This window comes from Mesorhizobium sp. M4B.F.Ca.ET.203.01.1.1 (genome assembly GCF_004791025.1).
In the GTDB taxonomy this organism is placed as follows: Bacteria; Pseudomonadota; Alphaproteobacteria; order Rhizobiales; family Rhizobiaceae; genus Mesorhizobium; species Mesorhizobium abyssinicae.
The window spans coordinates 172,999-193,593 of record NZ_SRUO01000003.1; the positions used below are offsets into that span (position 1 = coordinate 172,999).

Consider the following 20,595-nt stretch of genomic DNA (forward strand, 5'->3'; position numbering starts at 1 on the left):
GGCCGCTGGTTCCGCGATGCCATTGGGGTTCACGCCGGCCGGACATCCGACACATCCGCCATCCACAGCCCGCCGTCGTCGCTATGGACCGGAAAGTAGCCTCGCCCGGGCGGTATGGTTTCGAAAACCGCTCCGGAGTCATCCGCCAGATAGTCATAGCCGATGTCCTGCAGCCTGCGATCCGGATCGAGATGATTGTAGAGGTCGCGCCGTGCCGCGCGCCGCTTCGGCTCGATCATCTTCAGATGATAAAGGTTGAGACCGCTGTCCCTGAGTTTGAGGCGGAGGTCTTCGGGGAACCAGGCGCCATGCAAATCCGTCGACCGATAGCGATCCGGATGGTAGGCGCTGAACAGCCTGTGCTGCATCTTCTGCCCCCAGGGCCCGTCGACGCGGTAGCTGTCCGGCGTGTACATTTCCAGCGTCCGGAATCCCCAGGCGATGCGCCGCGACCGGCTGGTCAGTTGGCCAATTTGATCGGCGACCGCGTTTTCCAACCTCTCGTCGGGGTCCATTGCCAGGATCCAATCGGCGCCGGCCTCGAGGGCCGCAGCCAGCAGGGCACGCCGCCTCGTCGGCTCGCTGCTGAACATCTCGTCCGAACCACGATCGTCATATGCAATCCAGCCGTCAACGATCGGGTCGATGTTCGCGATCAGGCCCGGCACCAGATGCGCATCGTAACGATAGCTGAACACCGCGACGACCTTCCGTCGCGACCCGAACCATCGACCGCGCCGTCGGCGTGGCGGCCTTATCTCGACCGTGATCATTGGCGCCGGCCCTTCTCGCCATATCTGGCGCCGATGGCAGACCCCAGCGATTTGGCGAACAGCGCCAGCCACACGATTGGCAGCGAAAGCATCGCAAAAGTCCTGTCCCTTCCGGACAGCCCTTCCTTGGCCAGCTTGCTCACGTTGCGGCGGTCCCGGAAAATCCTTCGAAATGGCCTCAGGGGCTTCTCGCCTTCGACGGTCCTCAAATAGCCGCCAAGGCGGCGGCCGCGGCGGTACTGGTCGGCAAGCAGGCGGAACAGGCTTGTCTCGTTGCGATGGATGGTGAGGACCTGCGGATCCCAGACCGGCTGCATCGCCTCGGGCAGCCTGGCCATGAAATCGGTGTCTTCCCCCAACGCCATGCGCTCGTCGAACAGCCCGTACAGATCGAACAGCTTTCGGTCGAAGGAGACGCCGTAGCGCAGTGCCTTCTCGGCGGGGAGGCCGGGCAAACGCCGCATGTACGTCACGAGGTGCGCCGCGCACGCCACCAGATTGCGCGGATGGCTGTTGAGGATGGCGCTTGCCACGGTCGCGGCCCCTTGCCGGTGATGGTGCAGGCGCACTTCAGCCCAGCGCGGGCAGGCCAGACAATCACCGGCGAGGAAGGCGACGAACGGGGCCTGCGTCGCCGCGATGCCTAGATTTCGCGCGCCGCCGGCAAACAGTCGCTGCTCGACCTCGACGACCCTCACGTTGAGACCGGCATTGTCGACAAGTGCCTGGGCATTGCCACCGCCCGAATTCACGATGACGATCTCGAGCGGGATGTTCTGATCGAGCACCGACCGCACCGCGGCGACCAGTTCGGCGGGCGCCCGCAAACCAATCACCACGACTGCGAGTTCCGGTCTCCCGGCCATCAAGCGCTTTGCAACTGGATGCGCGGCACGGAAAAGCGGCGCCGCGCCGCAAGCTTGAACTGGTAGCGCATGCAACGCCAGGTGTCCGACGGCACCTTCGGCGCCGCCCTGGCCACGGCCAGGAACCGGGCCGCCGTATCCAGATCACCGCGCGCATAGTGGACACGCGCAATCTTCAGGGCGACGAGGCCTTCCCTGACCTTCAGCGCCGACTTCGCGATCCCGCAATCGGCGAGCCCGTGCAACGCCTGCCGCCATTCGAGGAAGCGCTTCGCCGGCTTGACGGTGAAGCGATCGTCGGAGCGTTCCGCCGAAACGAAATAGGTCATGACGGGTTGCGTGATGACGGCAAGCCGGGCGGTGCTGAGCACCTTGGCCCAGAACAACGTGTCCTCGTCATAGGCGAGCCCGGTCGGGAATCGCGTCTCATCGATCGCGCGCCGGGACACCAGCGCGCTTCCGACGGCAATCGAGCGTACATGCCCCTGGATATAGGCCGAGGCATTGGCGGTGCTGGCGGCCGTATAACCTACAGGCAACTTGATCTGCCGGTCGACGCCGTCGGTTCGTCTGCGAAAGGCGCCGACCACCATATCGGCCCTCGTCTGCATATCGGTCCGGGAAAGCAATGACCGCAGCCCGCCGTCCAGATGCAGATCGTCGGCATCGATCATGTAGATCCAGGGGTAGTTCGCCTGCGCCAAAGCGAGATTGCGGGCTCCGCCCGCGTCCCTGCAATTGGACTGGATCACGCGCAACGGCAACGCGCACCGCGAAGCGGCATGCTCGGCAACGCTTGCTGTGTCGTCCGACGAAGAATCATCGACCAGCAGCACTTCACCGATGACGTCAGCCTCTGGACGCAGCGATGCCAGCGTCCTCGCTATGGTCGCCGCCGCATTGTGTGCCGGAATGATGACGCTGACCGCTCTCAAATGGAAACTCCGCCGGTGCATGTTGCGCATCCGGCCCTACCGCCCCGAAGCGCAAGATAACGGCAGCGTCCGGATTTGAGAAGCAGTCTTTACGCCCCGGGAACCCCGGAAAGGCTTGCATCTCAAACCTTCTCGAGCATGACCGGGATGACGTCGACCGCTTGCTCGGCCGCCTGGCCGCCCGTTGTTTTCAGGACGCCGACGATCGGCGCCACGTCGGAATAGTCGCGCCCGTAGCCGACGGTGATGTGGTCATTGCTCGCCCGCATGCCGTTCGTCGGGTCGAATTCCTGCCAGCCGGCGTCGCGCCCGCACCACGCCTTGACCCAGGCATGCATGGCATCGGCGCCCTCGAGCCGGGGCTTGCCCTTCGGCGGTATGGTGCGCAGGAAGCCGCTGACATAGCCGGCGGGAATGCCGAGGCCGCGCAGGCCGGCGATCATGATGTGCGAGAAATCCTGGCAGACGCCGCGTTTCAGGCCGAAAGCGTCGCTGGCGCGGGTCTGCACGGTGGTTGCCTTGCCGTCATAGGTGAAGTCGCGCTGGATGCGGTTGCACAGATCCATGACCGTGGCGACCGTCGACCCTGCGACGCTGTCTTTCGCATAGGCGGTGATCGCGGCATCGATGCCGGCATGATCGCTGGCGGCGAGGAAGTGATGCGGCGAATCCGGCGCCAGCGACCGCACGCTGCCGAGTTCCTCCCGCAGCCGCTGCAGGTTGGGCGAAACGTCGAGCCCGGGCTCGGGGCGCGAAACCGACACGCGCGCGCTCATCCTGATGTCGAGCGCGTCATGGGCGTCGCGAAAGGCTAACGAAGTGACGTTGTTGCCGAAGAAGTCGGTGAAATCAGAGCGCTCGCCCGGCGCTGGCGTGAAGGACAGCGAGGCGGCGACCACCCGCTGCACGCCCGCGATCGTCGGCGGCAGCACGCGCACCTGATGCCGGCCGCCACCGGCCGCGGCGTCATAGTCGTAGCTCAGATGAAGCCTGATGTCGTAGAGCATGCCCTATCCGAAATAGGCCTTGGCGAGGCTGTTGTAGAGGCCGCCGATCTCGTTGGCGAGATCGTCGATGACTTGCGCCGTCATGTCCGACGGCTCCATGACGGCGATCGCCGTGTTGAGCTGCAGGATTTCCTTAGCCGCCGGCGACATATGTCCTTCGGCGCCAACGGAAGGCAGCATGCCGATCTCCGCCTTCAATCGTTCGAGCTGGAACAGGATCGAGCGCGGGTTGAGCGGGTCGAGCGCCAGCAGATCGATCACCGTGCGCCGCCCGGCCTGCACCGGATATTGCCGGCGATGGGTCATGACGCTGTCGCCGATCTCCAGCATCATGTCGAGCGCGCCGTCCGGCGCGCCTTTCCTGGTCAGCCGGGCGAGCATGCGGGCGATCTGGATGCCGCGCTCGAGCCGCCGGCCGATTTCGAGGAAGCGCCAGCCGGTGAAGCGGTACATGTTCTCATGCAGCAGGCCGGAGAACCCGGCAAGCTTGCGCAGGATCACCGTCATCGCCCGCGTCGCGTCGTCGCCCGGCGCGACGGTTTTGGCGAATTGATGGATGGTCTTCGACAGATCCTTCAGCGCCAGCCAGCCGTCGGGCGAGAAACGGTCGCGGATCTGCCCGGCGCTATAGACGGCGCTGTCCAGCGTGCTGATCAGCCCGAGCGGGATCGCCGTTTCGACGTCGATGCCGAACGGTTCGAGATAGTCCCTGATGTCGGCGAGCAGCGGCGTTTCGGGGTCGGAGGTCTCCGCCAGCCGCACATGATAGGCGCGCAGCACCCGCGCCGTGTCTTCCGAGCGCTCGATGTAGCGGCCGAGCCAAGTCAGGTTCTCCGCGGCGCGGCTGGGCAGGCTGCCAGGCATCGAGCGGGTGAAGCTGTCGTGCTCCTGCGGCAGCAGCGTCTCGCGCTCCACCGGCCGGTCGCTGACCACCCACACATCCGCCGCTTGGCCGCCGCGCTGCATGGCGATGGCCGTCGCGTCTTGCGAGAAGCCGACCCGTGCAAAACCGCCGGGCATCACCGTCCAGCCATCCGGCGTGCGCGCCAGATAGACGCGCAGGCTTGCCGGCCGCGGCTCCAGCCAGCCACCGATATAGACGGGCGTGGTCGAAAGCGTCACCGCTTCCTGGCCGACGAAGTCGCCGCCGCCGTCCTTGATCCGCGCCACCAGTTCGGCCCGTTCGGCATCGGACAGCGTCGAGCCGAGCCTGGTCGCATCGTCGTCCTCGAAGGCAAGCCGTGTCGACAGCGCCGGACCGACAACCATGCGGTCGAGGTTGGCAAGCACGTGCTCGCGCTCGCTGTCCTGCCCGCACCACCAGGTGGCGACGCTCGGCAACAGCAATTCCTCGCCCCGCAATTCCCGCGAGATCCTCGGCAAGAAGGAAAGCAGCGCCCGCGTTTCCATCAGCCCCGAGCCGAGCGCATTGACGGCCGAGACCGTGCCCCGGCGGATAGCCTCGACCAGGCCGGGCGTGCCGATCTGCGAATCCGGCCTCAGCTCCAGCGGATCGGCGAAGGCGGCATCCAGCCGCCGCCACAGCACGCCGACAGGCTTCAGCCCCGAAACGGTGCGCACCATCAGCTTGCCGCCCGAGACGGTCAGGTCCTCGCCTTCGAGCAGCATGATGCCGAGATAGCGCGCGATATAGGCGTGCTCGTAATAGGTCTCGTTGAGCGGCCCCGGCGTCAGGATGGCGACGCGGCCGCCAGTGTCGTTGGCCATGCCGATCAGCGCGTCGCGGAAGCGGCGGAAGAAGCCGGCCAGCCGATGCACATGCATTTCGCCATAGATGTCGGACAGCGCGCGCGTGGTGGCGACGCGGTTCTCCAGGGCGAAGCCTGCGCCTGACGGCGCCTGCGTGCGGTCGCCCAGCACCCACCAGCGGCCGTCGGGCCCGCGGCCGAGCTCGAAGGCGAGCATGTGGAGGAAATGGCCGCTGGCCGGTTTCGTGCCGACGACGGGCCGCAAATATTCTGGGCTGGCGGCGATCAGGCCGGCCGGCAGGATGCCCTTCTCGATCAGCCGGTTCGGTCCGTAAATGTCGGCCAGCGTCTCCTCGAACAGGTCGGCTCGCTGCACGAGGCCGGCGCTGATCGCCGCCCATTCCTGTTCCTCGATCAGCAGCGGGACATGCGCCAGCGGCCATTCGCGCTCATTGGCGCCGGCCTTGTCGTAGACCCGGTAGTAGACGCCGGCGTCGCGCAGATACTGGTCGGCGCGGGCAAAGCGCCGGGCCAGCTTTTCAGGACCGAGATCCTCCAGCGCCTCGAGGAAGGCGCGCCAGGCCGGGCGCGGATTGCCCGAGGCGTCGACCATCTCGTCGACGACACCGTCGATCGGCTGGTAGTGCTCCAGCAGACTGTGCGTCAGCGGCTTGCCGCCTATCTTCTTCTGATTCCCCTTCGCCATCGCCGATCAGAGTCTCGGGGGCCGCCTGAGGTCAAGGGTCATCGGGAAATCTTCAGAGGCTTCTTCATTGTGCAGCACATAGCCGGACGGTGTATGGCCGCGCGGCTCGAAGCGGGCAAGCCGCCGCGCCTCCGCCTCGTTGCCATTGACCGGAAAGGTGTCGTAGTTGCGCCCGCCGGGATGGGCGACATGGTAGACGCAGCCGCCCACCGCCCGGCCCGACCAGCGGTCGTAGATGTCGAAGACCAGAGGTGTGTTGACCGGCAGCGCCGGATGCAGGCCGGAAGCCGGCTGCCAGGCCTTGAAGCGCACGCCCGCGACCGCGACCTCGCGGTTGTCCGTCACCTTCATCGGCACGACGCGACCGTTGCAGACGATGGCGTGACGCTCCGGATTGAGGCCCTCGGTCTTCACCTGCAGCCGCTCGACGGAGGAATCGACGAAGCGCACGGTGCCGCCGATCGCGCCCTGCTCGCCCATCACATGCCACGGCTCCAGCGCCTGCCTGAGTTCCAGCTTGACCCCCGCATGCTCGACCTCGCCGCAATAAGGGAAACGGAATTCGAGCTGCGCGGCGAACCATTCGGGACGGAATTCGAAGCCGTTGAGCTTGAGGTCCTCCAGCACGTCGAGGAAATCCGCCCAGACATGGTGCGGCAGCATGAAGCGGTCATGCAGCGAGGTGCCCCAGCGCACGAAGCGGCCGTCGAGCGGGTTCTTCCATGCACGGGCGATGATGGCGCGCACGAGCAATTGCTGCGCCAGGCTCATGCGCGCATTGGGCGGCATCTCGAAGCCGCGGAACTCGACCAGGCCGAGCCGGCCGGTGGGGCCGTCGGGCGAGAACAATTTGTCGATGCAGATTTCCGAACGGTGGGTGTTGCCGGTCACGTCGGTGAGCAGGTTGCGGAACAGCCGGTCGACAAGCCACGGCAAGGGCGCCTCGCCCTTGTCCGGATGCGGCACCTGCGCCATCGCGATCTCGAGCTCATAGAGCGAATCGTGGCGTGCCTCGTCGAAGCGCGGCGCCTGGCTGGTCGGTCCGATGAACAGGCCGGAGAACAGATAGGACAGCGACGGGTGCCGCTGCCATTGCAGGACCAGGCTTTTCAAAAGATCCGGCCGGCGCAGGAACGGACTGTCGTTGGGCGTGGCGCCGCCGACCACGACATGGTTGCCGCCGCCGGTGCCTGTGTGGCGGCCGTCGATCATGAACTTGTCGGTGCCGAGCCGCGACTGCCGCGCCTCCTCGTAGATCGCCGTCGTCGTCGCGACGCATTCCTGCCAGTTGGCGGCGGGATGGATATTGACCTCGATGACGCCGGGATCGGGCGCGACGCGGATGACGTTAAGGCGCGGATCGTGCGGCGGGCCGTAGCCCTCGATATGCACCGGCAGGCCGATGGTCTTTGCCGCATTTTCGGCCGCCGCCACCAGTTCGAGATAGTCTTCCAGCGCCTCGACCGGCGGCATGAACACGCAAAGCCTGCCGTCGCGCGGCTCGACGGTGAGCGCGGTGCGCACCGCACCGCCGATCTCGGTGATCTCCTGCTCGACACGGTCCTGCTGGCCGGCTACCGCGGTGAAGGACACCGCCTGCTGGCGGCGCGCCATTTCGTCGGCGCCTTCAAGCTCCGCCGGAGCGGCTCCCGGCAGGATGGCCTCGCGCGCCGGCAGCGGGCCGCGCGGCAGCGACGGATCGACCGGGACAATGTAGGGGAATTGCGCCGGCGGCACATAGGGCAGAGTGCCGAGCGGCAACCGATAGCCGACCGGTGAATCGCCGGGAACCAGGAACAGCCGGCCGCGCCTGGTCTTCCATTTCTCCGAGCGCCAGCGCTGGCCGGCAGCCTGGCTGTTCCAGCGCTGGACCGGCAGCACATAACCCGACGGCTTGGTCAGCCCGCGCTCGAACACGCGCGCCATGCGGCTGCGCTCTTCCGGATCCTCGAGCTTGGAATTGGAGGGATCGACATTGTCCGGCAGCTTGCCTTCCTTGAGCAGCCACTCGGCCGGGTCCTCATAGGCCTCGCTGACCATCGCCTCGTCGATGCCGAGCTCGCCGGCGATCGCCGTCAGCAGGCTTTCCGCCTGTTCGGGACCCACCGCGACGCTGCTCTTTTCGCGCGCGATCAGCGACGGGTCGCTCCACACCGGCTGGCCATCGGTGCGCCAATACAGCGAGAAGGTCCAGCGCGGCAGGCTCTCGCCCGGATACCATTTGCCTTGGCCATAATGGAGAAAACCGCCCGGAGCGAAACGCTCGCGCAGGCGGCGGATCAACTCGTCCGCCTTGCCGCGTTTGGTCGGACCTACGGCGGCGGTGTTCCACTCGGCGGATTCGAAATCGTCGATCGACACGAAGGTCGGCTCGCCGCCCATGGTGAGCCGCACGTCGCCTTCCTTCAGCGCCGCGTCCACCTTGTTTCCCAGCGCGTCGAGCGCCTGCCAGCTTTCGTCGGAGAACGGCTTGGTGATGCGCGGATGCTCGGCGATGCGGTCGACCCGCATGTCGAAGCCGAAATCGACATTGGCGAAGCTCGCCATGCCGGAAATCGGCGCGGCATTGCGGAAATGCGGGGTGGCGGCGAGCGGCACGTGGCTTTCGCCGGTGAGCAGGCCCGAGGTCGGATCGAAACCGATCCAGCCGGCGCCGGGAATATAGACCTCGCACCAGGCGTGCAGGTCGGTGAAGTCGACCGCGGTGCCGGGTGGCCCGTCGAGCGAGACCAGATCGGGCTTGAGCTGGATCAGGTAGCCGGAGACGAAGCGCGCGGCGATGCCGAGATTGCGCAGGATCTGCACCAGCAGCCAGCTCGAATCCCGGCACGACCCCTTGGCGGCGGCGAGCGTCTCCTCCGGCGAGAAGACGCCCGTCTCCATGCGCACGATATAGGCGATCTCGCGCTGCAGCCGCGCATTGATGTCGACGAGGAAATTGACGGTGTTCCTGGAGCCGCGGTCGATGGTCTCCAGGAAAGCCGAGAGCAGCGGTCCGGCCGGCTCCGGCGTCCGGTAGATGGCGAGGTCTTCCCTGATCTCTTCCGGATACTCGAACGGGAAAGTCTCGGCCGATTCCTCGACGAAGAAATCGAATGGATTGTAGACCGTCATGTCGGCGACGAGATCGACCTCGATCTTGAGTTCGGTCACCGGCTCCGGGAAGACGAAGCGCGCAAGGAAGTTGCCGTAGGGGTCCTGCTGCAGGTTGACGAAATGGTTCTTCGGCTCGACCTTCAGCGAGTGGCTGAGCACCTTGGTGCGCGAATGCGGCGCCGGCTGCAGCCGGATGACCTGGGGCCCGAGAACCACCGGACGGTCGTATCTGTAGTGGGTCAGGTGGTGGACGGCTGCCAGAATTGCCATGGGGCCCCTGAGTTCGGCGTTTCAATTCGCCGAACCCTGACACAAATGCAGGCCATTCTCCAAGCAGAGATGTTGCGCTGCACCTAATTTAAGCAGCGTTGCCGGCTAAGGTGTGTCGAGATTCAGGTTAGGCCGAGCCGAAAATGGCGACTTCCGAGAACCGGAGCGGAGCGTACTTGAAGTACGCGAGCACCGGAAGCGCAGGAAATCGGCGTTTGCAGGCCGGCATCACCTGAATATCGACACACCTTAGAAAAACGCCTGGATGCTTGTCTGCGCCCGTCCGAGGATCAGCGCATGCACGTCATGCGTGCCCTCATAGGTATTGACCGTCTCCAGGTTCTGCGCATGGCGCATGACGTGGTAGCCGATCTGGATGCCGTTGCCGCCATGCATGTCGCGGGCCTGGCGGGCGATGTCGAGGGCCTTGCCGCAATTGTTGCGCTTGACGATCGAGATCATCTCCGGCGCCATCTTGCCCTCGTCCATCAGCCGCCCGACGCGCAATGAGCCCTGCAGGCCGAGCGCGATCTCGGTCTGCATGTCGGCGAGCTTCTTCTGGAAGAGCTGCGTGCCGGCGAGCGGCTTGCCGAACTGCTTGCGGTCGAGGCCGTACTGCCGCGCCCGGTGCCAGCAATCCTCGGCCGCGCCCATCGCGCCCCAGGAGATGCCGTAGCGCGCCCGGTTGAGACAGCCGAACGGCCCCTTCAGGCCAGAAACATTGGGCAGCAGCGCCTCCTCGCCGACCTCGACGCCTTCCATCACCACCTCGCCGGTGATCGACGCGCGCAGCGACAGCTTGCCGCCGATCTTCGGCGCCGACAGGCCCTTCATGCCCTTTTCCAGCACGAAGCCGCGGATCTGGTTGTCGTGCGCCGCCGATTTCGCCCAGACGACGAAGACATCGGCGATCGGGGCGTTGGAGATCCACATCTTGGAGCCGGAAAGCCTGTAGCCGTTCGCCGTTTTCTCGGCGCGCGTCTTCATGCCGCCGGGGTCGGAGCCGGCATCCGGTTCGGTGAGGCCGAAGCAGCCGATCCATTCGCCGGAGGCCAGTTTCGGCAGGTACTTCTTGCGCTGTTCTTCCGAGCCATAGGCGTGGATCGGATACATCACCAGTGACGACTGCACGCTCATCATCGAGCGGTAGCCGGAATCGATGCGCTCCACCTCGCGCGCCACCAAGCCGTAGGTCACGTAATTGGCGCCGAGACCGCCATACTCCTCGGGAATGGTGATGCCGAGCAGGCCCGCCTCGCCCATCTCACGGAAGATCGAGGGATCGGTCTGCTCGTCGAGATAGGCCTCCTCGATGCGCGGCGCGAGCTTGTCGGCCGCGAAGGCCGCCGCGCCGTCGCGCACCATGCGCTCATCCTCGGAAAGCTGGCCCTCGATCAGGAAGGGATCGTTCCAGACGAAGGAATTCTTCTCGGCGGCCATGGCCTCACTCTCCCGGCAAAATCTTGAATTGCCCGGCTTATCGACCTCCGCACGGAAAAAATCAAACAAAATTGCATCACAGATCAATGAGCGTTAGTAATGGATTATGAACGTCCAGCGCCGCCTCCTGCCCACCACAGCCGCCCTCGCCGCCTTCGAGGCGGTGGCGCGGCTAGGCTCGTTCACCGCCGCCGCCCGCGAACTCGACCTCACGCAAGGCGCCGTCAGCCGGCAAATCAGCCTCTTGGAAGAGCAGTTCGGACGCCGGCTGTTCGAGCGCGACAGCCGCAATGTCCGGCTGTCGACGGCGGGCGATATCTATGCCGAAGCGGTGCGCTCAGCACTTGGTCAATTGCGCGACGCCGCTCTCGGATTGATGAGCAATCGACATAGCGGCGCGCTGAACCTGGCAATCCTGCCAACCTTCGGCACACGCTGGCTGATGCCACTGATCCCGGATTTCGTCGCCCGCCACCCCGACATCACCATCAACTTCGCCACCCGCATCGGCCGCTTCGACTTCGCCCGCGAGAGGCTGGATGCCGCAATCCATCACGGCATGCCCGACTGGCCGGATGCCGACTGCACGCTGCTGATGCGCGAAACCGTGATGCCGGTGGTTTCGCCCGAATTCCTGGCCAGCCGCGACGTCGCCACGCCGGCCGATATCAGCCGCCTGCCGCTGCTGCACATGGCGACGCGTCCTGGCGCCTGGAGCGAATGGTTCGAGGAGCAGGGTCTCAGCGCACCGACTGGGCCGGGCATGCAGTTCGAGCAGTTCGGCACAGTCGCCCAGGCCTGCATGGCGGGGCTCGGCGTGGCGCTGCTGCCGGAAATCCTGATTGCCGGAGAACTGCAGCGCGGCCAGTTGCTGCCGGCCCCCGGCCAGCCGATGCAGAGCCGCAGCGCCTACTATCTGGTCGTGCCCCACGACAAGCGCGGCCATCCACCGGTTGCCAGTTTTCGCGACTGGCTGCTGGGCCAGGTTGAAAAGGAGCCGGCTTTCCTGGCCTGGTAACTACTTGCGCTTCATCGCCTCGGCGAGCGCCGCGCCGAACGCACCCTGAGATGGCCGCTCCGGCTGGCGTTGCGGTGCTGGCGAGCGCGGCGCCGGCTTGCCGCCATCGTCACGCTGGCCGCTGCGCGCCGCTCCACCTTCGCCGCCATCCTTGCGCATCGACAGGCCGATACGCTTGCGCTTGATGTCGACGTCGACGACGCGCACCTTCACCACGTCGCCCGCCTTCACCACCTCATGCGCATCCTTGATGAAGCGGTCGGCCAGCTGCGAGACGTGGACCAGCCCGTCCTGATGCACGCCGATGTCGACGAAGGCGCCGAAAGCAGCGACATTGGTGACGGTGCCTTCGAGCTGCATGCCCGGCTTCAGGTCCTTGATGTCGTCAACCCCCTCGGCAAAGGTCGCCGTCTTGAAACCAGGACGCGGATCGCGGCCGGGCTTTTCCAGCTCCGCCAGGATGTCGCGCACCGTCGGCAGGCCGAAGCGCTCGTCGACGAAGACACGCGGATCGAGCGCCTTGAGCGCGGCACTGTCGCCCATCAACGCGCGCACGTCGCGGCCGCAGGCGGCGACGATCTTCTTCGCCACGCCATAGGCTTCGGGATGCACCGAGGAAGCATCGAGCGGCTCGGCGCCATTGGCAATGCGCAAAAAGCCGGCGGACTGTTCGAAGGCACGCGGTCCGAGCCGCGCCACTTTGAGCAGGTCCTTGCGGCTGGCAAACGGCCCGGTCGCATCGCGATGCGCAACGATTGCTTCGGCAAGCGACGGCCCAAGCCCCGAAACCCGCGCCAAGAGCGGCGCCGACGCCGTGTTGAGATCGACGCCGACGGCGTTGACAGCATCCTCGACCACTGCTTCCAGAGAACGGCCAAGACGGTACTGATCGACATCGTGCTGGTACTGGCCGACGCCGATCGACTTCGGCTCGATCTTGACCAGTTCGGCAAGCGGATCCTGCAAGCGGCGAGCGATCGACACGGCGCCGCGCAGTGACACGTCGAGGCCGGGGAATTCCGCCGCTGCCGTCGCCGAGGCCGAATAGACCGAAGCGCCCGCCTCGCTGACGATCACCTTGAGCGGCTTCGGGCCGGAACCGGCTGGCAGGTCCGACAGCATGTCAGCGACCAGTTTCTCGGTCTCACGGCTGCCGGTGCCGTTGCCGATCGAGATCAGCTCGACCTTGTGCTGGCGGATGAGCGCGGCGAGCTCGGCCTGCGCCCCGCGCACGTCGTTCCTGGGCGGGAACGGATAGACCGTCGTCGTCGCCACCAGCTTGCCGGTGCCATCGACCACCGCCACCTTGACGCCGGTGCGGATGCCCGGATCGAGCCCCATCGTCGGCCGCGAGCCGGCGGGCGCGGCGAGCAGCAGGTCCTTCAAGTTGCGCGCGAAGACGTGGATCGCCTCCTCCTCCGCCCGCTCGCGCAGGTCGCGCATCAGGTCGAGCGTCAGATGCAAGGACAGCTTGATGCGCCAGGTCCAGCCGGCGACCTCCATCAGCCAACGGTCGCCCGGCAAGCTGCCGCCGATCGCATAGGCATTGGCAATCATGCGCTCGACCGGCTTCACCGGCGATTGATCGTCGGCATCGACCTCGATGTCGAGCGACAGCACCTCCTCGTTGCGACCGCGCAGCATGGCCAGCGCCCGGTGGCTGGGTGCGTTCGCCCAGCGTTCGACATGGTCGAAATAGTCGGAGAATTTCGCGCCCGCCTCCTGCTTGCCATCGACGACCCTGGCGCGCAGGAAGGCACGCTCCTTCATATAGGCGCGCAGCTTGCCGACCAGATCGGCATTCTCGGCGAACTGTTCCGACAGAATGTCGCGCGCGCCCTCGAGCGCGGCCTTTGCGTCTGCCACTTCTTCGGTGATGTAGGCGAGCGCGAGATCGGCGGGCACCGCCGCGCGGTCGGCAAGGATCGCCTCGGCCAGCGGCCCGAGCCCACGTTCCCTGGCGATCTCCGCCTTGGTGCGCCGCTTCGGCTTGTAGGGCAGGTAGATGTCTTCCAGCTCGGCCTTGGTGGCGGCAGCAATGATCTTGGCCTCCAATTCCTCGGTCAGCTTGCCCTGCTCACGGATGGAACCGAGGATCGTCTCGCGGCGCGCGTCGAGCTCGCGCAGATAGGCGAGCCGCTCGGCCAAATCGCGCAATTGCGTGTCGTCGAGCCCGCCGGTGACCTCCTTGCGGTAGCGGGCCACGAAGGGCACCGTCGCGCCCTCGTCCAGGAGGCCGATCGCCGCCGCCGCCTGCTCGGGCCGCGCGCCGATCTCGGCCGCGATGATTGCTGCAATGCGTTTGATGTCGGATGCCATGCCGGTCCCTGTCGAAAAGAGCGGCGACCATAGGCCTGGATGCCGTCCTCGCCAACCGCGCTGTTCGGGCCCCGTAGCGAGGTTCCACAGAAAAACGGCTGCGAAACCGCCCCGCCGAGGCGGCTCAGACCATGCGGCTCAGCGCCTCGAAGAAGGCGACCAGCTCGACATCGAGCCGGTCATCGACCGGCTCCGGCTGCGACGACATCTTGGCGATCACCACTTCGGCCTTCGGGTTGACGTAGAGCCATTGGCCGTGGATGCCGATGCCGCAGAAGGCGCCGCTGTCGGCGCCGGTCTGATACCATTTGTTGCGGTAGCGGCCCTTGGGAAAGAGAAAGGCCATCGTGCCGCGCTGCCAGGCCTCGAAGCTGCCGCCGGTTGAAACCGTGTCGCGCACCCAGGCATCCGGCACGATGCGGCGGCCATTGGCCATGCCGCCCTGCCGCATCATCTCGCCGACCCGCGCCAGGTCGCGCGGCGTCACCGAAATGCCGCCGGCCGTGCGCGCCGTGCCTTCCATGTCGACGGCGATCGAACCCTCGCCCATCGCGCCGAGCGGCTGCCACAATTTCGCGCGCAGGAGATCGCCGATGCGATGTCCGGACGCCCGCTCCAGCAGCATGCCGAGCAGATCGGAATTGGGCGAGCGGTAGCGATAGGTGCGCCCGTGCGGCTCGCCGAGACGCTGCAACGTCAGGATGAACGCCTTGAGGCTTTCGGACCCGCCACCCGGATTCCACAGCGTGGCGCGGCGGTAGCGGGCAAACGCGCTTTCGGGATCGAGATAGGCCTCCTCGAAATCGAGGCTGACGCTCATGTCGAGCACATGCCGGCAGCTCGCATCGCCATAGGCCGAACCCTCGGCTTCGGGGATATAGCTGACGACCGGCGCGTCCGGGTCGAATACCCTCTCGCCTTCCAGTATGCCGGCAAGGATGGCGGTGAAGGACTTGCTGATCGAGAAGATGATGTGGCGCGCGCCGAACTCCATATGCGGCGCGAACCAGTCGCCGACCAGCCTGCCGCCCTTCAGGACCGTCAGCGCATCGGTGTCAGAGCGCTTGAGAAAAGCCGCGACCGTTTCCGGCTCGGCCGCCAGGGCGACCTTTTCGTCGAGCAGCCCGCCAAGCGCCTGCGCCGGCGCCTCTGCGCCGCCCGACGCCGCGAAGGGCGTGCTCGGCACCAGTTCGCCGACATTCTGGAACGACCAGCGATTGAATGGGCTTTCGCGCCAGTTGGAGAGCAGCACCGCATTGCGGGCAAAGCCATACTGTGTCTCGAACGCGGTCCTGCCGGTCATGACGATCTCTTCTGCTTGTTGTGGGTCAGCCCAGCGCCGCGGCAATGGCGTGCACGGCCTTCAGCGTCGCCACCGAATAGGCAATGTTGGCGAAATCCGGGTAGGTCGACAGCTTCACCACGACCATCCGGTTGTCCCAGCCGATATGGATCAGCTGCCCGAACACGCCCCGGCACATCAGCGCGCGCGAGCGCGGATCCTCGATCCAGAACTGGTTGCGATAGCTACCTTCCGGCAGGCTGGGATTGAAGCCGGGACCGTGCCTGCCATTGCGTGTCGCTTCGATCCAGTCGGCCGGCACCACGCCACCGCCATTGTCGAGGATCAGCTGGCCGAAGCGGCCATAATCGCGCAGCGTCGCATTGAAGCCGCCCTCGGCCAGCGCATAGCCGGCGCTGTCGACGCTGAAGCAGGCGCTCTCATCGGCGCCAAGCTTTTGCCAGAGTTCCTCGGAAACCAGTTGCGCCAGGCGCTTGCCGGTCACCCGCTCCATGATGAAGGCGAGCACGTCGGTCTCGATCGAGCGGTATTCGAACGCCTCGCCATGCGGCCGGACCTTGTCCTTCAGCCGCAGGATCAGCTCGAACATGTGCGCCGGCCACTGGAAGGCGGGGTCGCTGCTAGGCGGCACCGGTTTCCAGCCGCTGGCGACGTCGACCTGGCCGATCTCCGAATAGGGGTTGGTGTACTCCTCGGAGAAGCGTACGCCCGTCGTCATATCGAGCACCTGCTGCACGCTGGCGCCTGCCCAGGCGGTCTCGCCGAGTTCCGGAAGGTAGCTGGTCACCGGCTTTGCCGGATCGATCAGGCCGCGCCCGGCGAGGATGCCGAACACCGAGCCGGTGACCGACTTCGCCATCGACTGCGACAGATGCAGCGAGCGCTCGTCCATACCGTTGAAATAGCGCTCATAGGCTATCTTGCCGTCCTTGAGCACGAGAAAGCCGTCCGTGTAAGTCTCGTCGAGCAGCCCGGCGAGCGTCGTCGCAGATCCCGTGCTGTCCACCACCGGCAGGTCGTCGAGATCGACCTCGACGCGCTCGAAACGGCGGCGATGACCATTGCCACGCCAGACCTCGACGGTCGGCAGGACCTCACGGATATTCTGGAATGCCCAGCGGTTCCATGGCCCTCTGTCCCAATCGAGCTTCGGTGGGACCAGCTTCGGCGGCGAGCCCTGCATGATCGGCGGCCGCGGATCAGAGTTGCGGTAGGAGTCCATGATCAATGTCCCGACGACATGAAAACGGACCCGGCGGCGCCTGCCGCCGGGTCCGTCGCTATGCGGCTACTTCTGCAGTTCGGTCCAGATCTTGGTGTAGAGTTCCTGGACCTCGGGCGGGCACATCACCTGCAGTTCGGCATGCGCCTTGTCTGCCTCGGGAATGACCACTTCGGGCGCGTCCTTCATGTCGGCCGGCATGTATTTGTCCGAACCGGTGATGGCATTGGCGTAGCGGTGGAATGCCGACAGCCCGGCGGCATTTTCCGGGTCCATGATGAAGTTCTGGAACAGCTTGGCGTTCTCGACGTTCTTCGCTTCCTTGAGAACGGCGACATTGTCGCTCCACAGTCCAAAGCCTTCCTTCGGATAGTTGTAGTGGATGGCGGGATTCGCCAGCCGCTGGCGCAGCGCCGAGCCGTTCCAGTCACTGGTCGCCTTGAAGTCGCCGGCGCCCATCTTCTCGATGGTGTTGTATTCCATGGCGATCCAGTTGGGCTTGGCGGCAACGAGCAGGTCGCGCACCTTCTTCAGCACCGCCTTGTCGTCCGTGCACTGCTGGCCCCCGACATATTTGGTGGCCGCGAACATGACGTCGCCCATCTCGGGGACGACGTTGACCTTGCCCTTCAATTCGTCCGGCGTATTGAAGACGATCCCCCAAGTGTTGGCCGGCCCCTTGTAGGCATCGGTGTTGACGACCACACCGATCGTGCCCCAGGCCCATGGCACAGTGTATTTGCGGCCTGGATCGAAATCGGGATTGGCCCATTCCGGTGCCACATTCTTGAAGTTCTCCATCTTTCCAGGATCGGTCTCGAGCAGAAGACCTTCCTTGATCCAGATCGGAACGTAGGTCTGCGAGGGCACCGCGATGTCGAAGCCGGTGCCGCCCTGGCGCACCTTGGCCAGCGCCGTGTCGTTCGAATCGTAGTCGGTGATCGTCACCTTGACGTTGTATTTCTGTTCGAACTTCTTGATGACGTCGGGGCTGGTATAGTTGCCCCAATTGTAGATGTTCAACTCGCCATCGGCGAAGGCCGCGCCTGTCGACGCGAGCAGCGCCAACCCGATGGCGGTCGCCGTGATCTTCCAGTTCATGGTTGTGCTCCCATTTCTGTTGTCTAATCGCGTTTCCTGCTGATGAAGAAAAACAACGTCACGATGGCGACCGACAAGAGCAGGAATACGGTCGATATCGCGTTTATCTCGGGTGTTATCCCCCGACGGATCTGGCCGAGCATGTAGGTCGGCAGCGTGTCCTGGCCGCCCGACTTGACGAACTCGGTAATGACGACGTCGTCGAGCGAGATGACGAAGGCCAGCATCAGCCCGGCCAGGATGCCGGGCCACAGCAGCGGCAGCGTGATGCGGCGGAACGTCCGCCACGGCGTCGCGTAAAGATCGGCGGCGGCACGTTCCAGCGTCAGGTCCATGTTCTCCAGCCGCGCCCGGATCGGCAGGTAGGCGAAGGGGATGCAGAACGCCGTATGCGCGGCGATCAGATAGCCGAGGCCGGAATAGCCGGTGAAAATCTTGATGCGCGAGAAGAAGATGAGCAGCGCCACGCCGGTGACGATCTCCGGCACCATTAGCGGCTGGTTGATCGCCGCGTATTTGAAGGTCAGCCCGGGATAGGCCGCTGTCCGGGTCGTCGCCAGCGCCGCCATGGTTGCGGCGATGGTCGCCAGCACCGCGGCAACCGAGCCGATCTGGAACGATCGCACGGTGGCATCGATGACCTGCGTGTTCTGCCATGCCGACTGGAACCATTTCAGCGAGAAGCCGCCCCATTCCGAGGTCGATGTCGCGGCGTTGAAGGCGTAGAACACCAGGACGATGATCGGCAGATAGAGGACGACGAAGCAGGTCGCCGCGATCGCGGTGAAGCCCGGCTGGTGCTTGATCGAGAAATTAGCCATGGCGCACCTCCGCCCGTCCGGCATTGCGCACATAGGCCAGCAGCGCCACCATAACGATGATCATCACCGTGATCGACAGCGCCGAGCCGAGCGGCCAGTTGCGGCCCTGCCCGAACTGCAGCTCGATCAGGTTGGACAGCATCATGTTCTTGCCGCCGCCGAGCACGCTGGGCGTGACATAGGCGCCGATCGCCGGAATGAAGACCAGGATCGAGCCGGCGATGACGCCCGGCCTGACCAGCGGGAAGATGATGCGCCGCAGCACCTGGAACCGGCTGGCGTAGAGATCGTAGCCGGCCTCGACCAGCCGGAAGTCGAGCTTCTCCATGCTGGCATAGATCGGCAGCACCATCAGCGGCAGGTAGACATAGGCCATGCCGATCAGGATCGCCGTATCGGTGAACAGGATTTGGACCGGCGCCGAGACGATGCCGAGCTTGATCAGGATGGTGTTGATGATGCCCTCGTTGCGGATGATCTGCAGCACCGCGAAGGTGCGGATGAGCAGGTTCGTCCAGAACGGTATGGTGATCAGGAACAGCCAGATGTCGCGCGTCTTTTCACTGCGCGTCGCCATGAAATAGGCGGTCGGGAAACCCAGCGCCAGGGTGGCGATCGTCGTCACGATCGCCAGCTTGATGGAGCGCCAGAAGATGGTGACGTGAGCGGCGGCAAGCGAAAGCGTGTCGTCGAAAATGTCACGCTCCATGAACACCGACAGCCAGGCCTCCGGCGAGAATTGCCATTTCACGTCGCCGTACGCGCCGGGCGTCAGCAGCGAATAGACCAGCACGATCAGCAGCGGGCCGGTCGCCGCCAGAAAGATGATGATGAGCGCCGGCGCCGACAGCAGCCAGCGCGTGCGGACGTCGCGCCGTTCCGCTTCCTTGGCGACTTGTTCCGCGGTGGCCATCAGTCCCTCAGCACTTGCGCGGCGTCGTTGCCGATCTGGATGCCGACCTTGTCGCCGCGCTCGAAGCCGCAGCCGGCGCTGCGCGTGTTCTGCTGACGCACGGTGAAGGCCTCGCCGCTGTCCAGCTGGACATGGATATGCGTGTCGGTGCCGAAATAGACGATGTTCTCGACCGTGCCCGACAGATCGCCCTTGCCGCTGGTCAGCTTGGCATGCTCCGGCCGCACCACCACGGTGGCGTTGTCCTTCGGCTGGAAGCCTTCGGCCACCGTCGCCTCGATGGTCGCGCCGGATTTGAGCGTCGCCCGCGCCTTGCCGCCGCCCATGCCCGATATGGCGGCGGTGAGGAAGTTGGTCTCGCCGATGAAGTCGGCGACGAAGCGTTCCGCCGGCTTGTCGTAGATGTCCCAGGGCGTGCCGACCTGCAGGATCTTGCCCGACGACATCACCGCGATGCGGTCCGACATCGTCAGCGCCTCTTCCTGGTCGTGGGTGACGAAGATGAAGGTGATGCCGGTCTCGTGCTGCAGCCGCTTCAGCTCGATCTGCATCTCCTTGCGCAGCTTGTAGTCGAGCGCCGACAGCGGCTCGTCGAGCAGCAGCACCTTCGGCTGCGGCGCCAGGGCCCGGGCGAGCGCCACGCGCTGCTGCTGGCCGCCTGAGATCTGGCTGGTGCGGCGGCCTGCAAGCGCCTCCATCTTGACCAGCTTCAGCATCTCGCCGACGCGCGCCTTGATCTCGGCCTTGGACTTGCCGAGCATTTCCAGCCCGAAGCCGATGTTCTCGGCCACCGTCATGTGCGGAAACAGCGCGTAGGACTGGAACACGGTGTTGACCGGCCGCTTGAACGGCGGCAGCGGCGCGATGTCCTGGCCGTACAGCAGGATCTCGCCGGCGGTTGGAAAGTCGAAGCCGGCGATCAGCCTCAGAAGCGTTGTCTTGCCGCAGCCGGAAGGGCCCAGCAGCGTGAAGAACTCGTTTTCGCGGATCGACACGGAAACCGTGTCGAGAGCGGCAACCTGGTTTTCACCGCTGCCAAATACCTTGCGGACGCCACGAACCTCGATCGCATTCTTATCCGGTTGTTCCGGCACGA

The 20,595-nt window shown here is 65.4% G+C and carries 15 protein-coding genes; 1 reads left to right on the forward strand and 14 read right to left on the reverse strand.

Translation table 11 applies throughout. The features are described from left to right. Positions 1-29: 29 nt before the first annotated feature. The 7 genes from EN846_RS07605 to EN846_RS07635 form a co-directional block, all read right to left on the reverse strand. A complete protein-coding gene (locus EN846_RS07605) occupies positions 30-698 on the reverse strand; it encodes a hypothetical protein (protein ID WP_127394363.1) in 669 nt (222 codons plus the stop codon). Between the two features lie 71 nt (positions 699-769). After that, positions 770-1,639 (reverse strand): glycosyltransferase family A protein, encoded by an 870-nt coding sequence (locus tag EN846_RS07610; protein ID WP_127286415.1) that lies wholly within the window; start codon positions 1,637-1,639, stop codon positions 770-772. Then, the gene (locus EN846_RS07615) at positions 1,639-2,604 is read right to left on the reverse strand and encodes a glycosyltransferase family 2 protein (RefSeq protein WP_348630819.1); all 966 of its coding nucleotides are present in this window, start codon (positions 2,602-2,604) and stop codon (positions 1,639-1,641) included. Before EN846_RS07615 ends, EN846_RS07610 begins: the two co-directional genes overlap by 1 nt. A 92-nt stretch (positions 2,605-2,696) precedes the next feature. After that, positions 2,697-3,581 carry a transglutaminase family protein gene (locus EN846_RS07620; RefSeq protein ID WP_127391481.1) on the reverse strand — a complete coding sequence of 295 codons (885 nt, stop codon included), beginning with the start codon at positions 3,579-3,581 and terminating at the stop codon, positions 2,697-2,699. A gap of 3 nt (positions 3,582-3,584) precedes the next feature. Continuing rightward, the gene (locus EN846_RS07625; protein ID WP_127391480.1) at positions 3,585-5,996 is read right to left on the reverse strand and encodes a circularly permuted type 2 ATP-grasp protein; all 2,412 of its coding nucleotides are present in this window, start codon (positions 5,994-5,996) and stop codon (positions 3,585-3,587) included. Between the two features lie 6 nt (positions 5,997-6,002). Continuing rightward, the gene (locus tag EN846_RS07630; RefSeq protein ID WP_127391479.1) at positions 6,003-9,362 is read right to left on the reverse strand and encodes a transglutaminase family protein; all 3,360 of its coding nucleotides are present in this window, start codon (positions 9,360-9,362) and stop codon (positions 6,003-6,005) included. Between the two features lie 249 nt (positions 9,363-9,611). Then, entirely contained in the window at positions 9,612-10,802 is a 1,191-nt protein-coding gene (locus EN846_RS07635) for an acyl-CoA dehydrogenase (RefSeq protein ID WP_127391478.1), read from the reverse strand. Positions 10,803-10,908: 106 nt separating this feature from the next. On the opposite strand from EN846_RS07635, the gene EN846_RS07640 reads away from it, so the two are divergent. Continuing rightward, positions 10,909-11,820, forward strand: a complete 912-nt coding sequence (locus EN846_RS07640) for a LysR family transcriptional regulator (RefSeq protein WP_127391477.1) — start codon at positions 10,909-10,911, stop codon at positions 11,818-11,820. Here EN846_RS07640 and EN846_RS07645 read toward each other — a convergent pair whose 3' ends face one another. From EN846_RS07645 to EN846_RS07675, 7 genes are all read right to left on the reverse strand, one after another. After that, the gene (locus EN846_RS07645; RefSeq protein ID WP_128345991.1) at positions 11,821-14,139 is read right to left on the reverse strand and encodes a Tex family protein; all 2,319 of its coding nucleotides are present in this window, start codon (positions 14,137-14,139) and stop codon (positions 11,821-11,823) included. It lies immediately after the preceding gene. A gap of 124 nt (positions 14,140-14,263) precedes the next feature. Continuing rightward, the gene (locus EN846_RS07650; protein ID WP_127391475.1) at positions 14,264-15,442 is read right to left on the reverse strand and encodes a serine hydrolase; all 1,179 of its coding nucleotides are present in this window, start codon (positions 15,440-15,442) and stop codon (positions 14,264-14,266) included. A gap of 25 nt (positions 15,443-15,467) precedes the next feature. Further along, a complete protein-coding gene (locus EN846_RS07655) occupies positions 15,468-16,664 on the reverse strand; it encodes a serine hydrolase (RefSeq protein ID WP_127391474.1) in 1,197 nt (398 codons plus the stop codon). A gap of 66 nt (positions 16,665-16,730) precedes the next feature. Continuing rightward, entirely contained in the window at positions 16,731-17,765 is a 1,035-nt protein-coding gene (locus EN846_RS07660; protein WP_127283889.1) for an extracellular solute-binding protein, read from the reverse strand. A gap of 23 nt (positions 17,766-17,788) precedes the next feature. Next, positions 17,789-18,586, reverse strand: coding sequence for an ABC transporter permease (locus tag EN846_RS07665; protein WP_127283890.1), 798 nt, complete (start codon positions 18,584-18,586; stop codon positions 17,789-17,791). Further along, entirely contained in the window at positions 18,579-19,499 is a 921-nt protein-coding gene (locus EN846_RS07670) for an ABC transporter permease (protein WP_127283891.1), read from the reverse strand. The genes EN846_RS07665 and EN846_RS07670 overlap by 8 nt, the downstream gene beginning before the upstream one ends. Then, positions 19,499-20,593, reverse strand: coding sequence for an ABC transporter ATP-binding protein (locus EN846_RS07675; RefSeq protein ID WP_128345992.1), 1,095 nt, complete (start codon positions 20,591-20,593; stop codon positions 19,499-19,501). Before EN846_RS07675 ends, EN846_RS07670 begins: the two co-directional genes overlap by 1 nt. Positions 20,594-20,595: the final 2 nt, after the last annotated feature.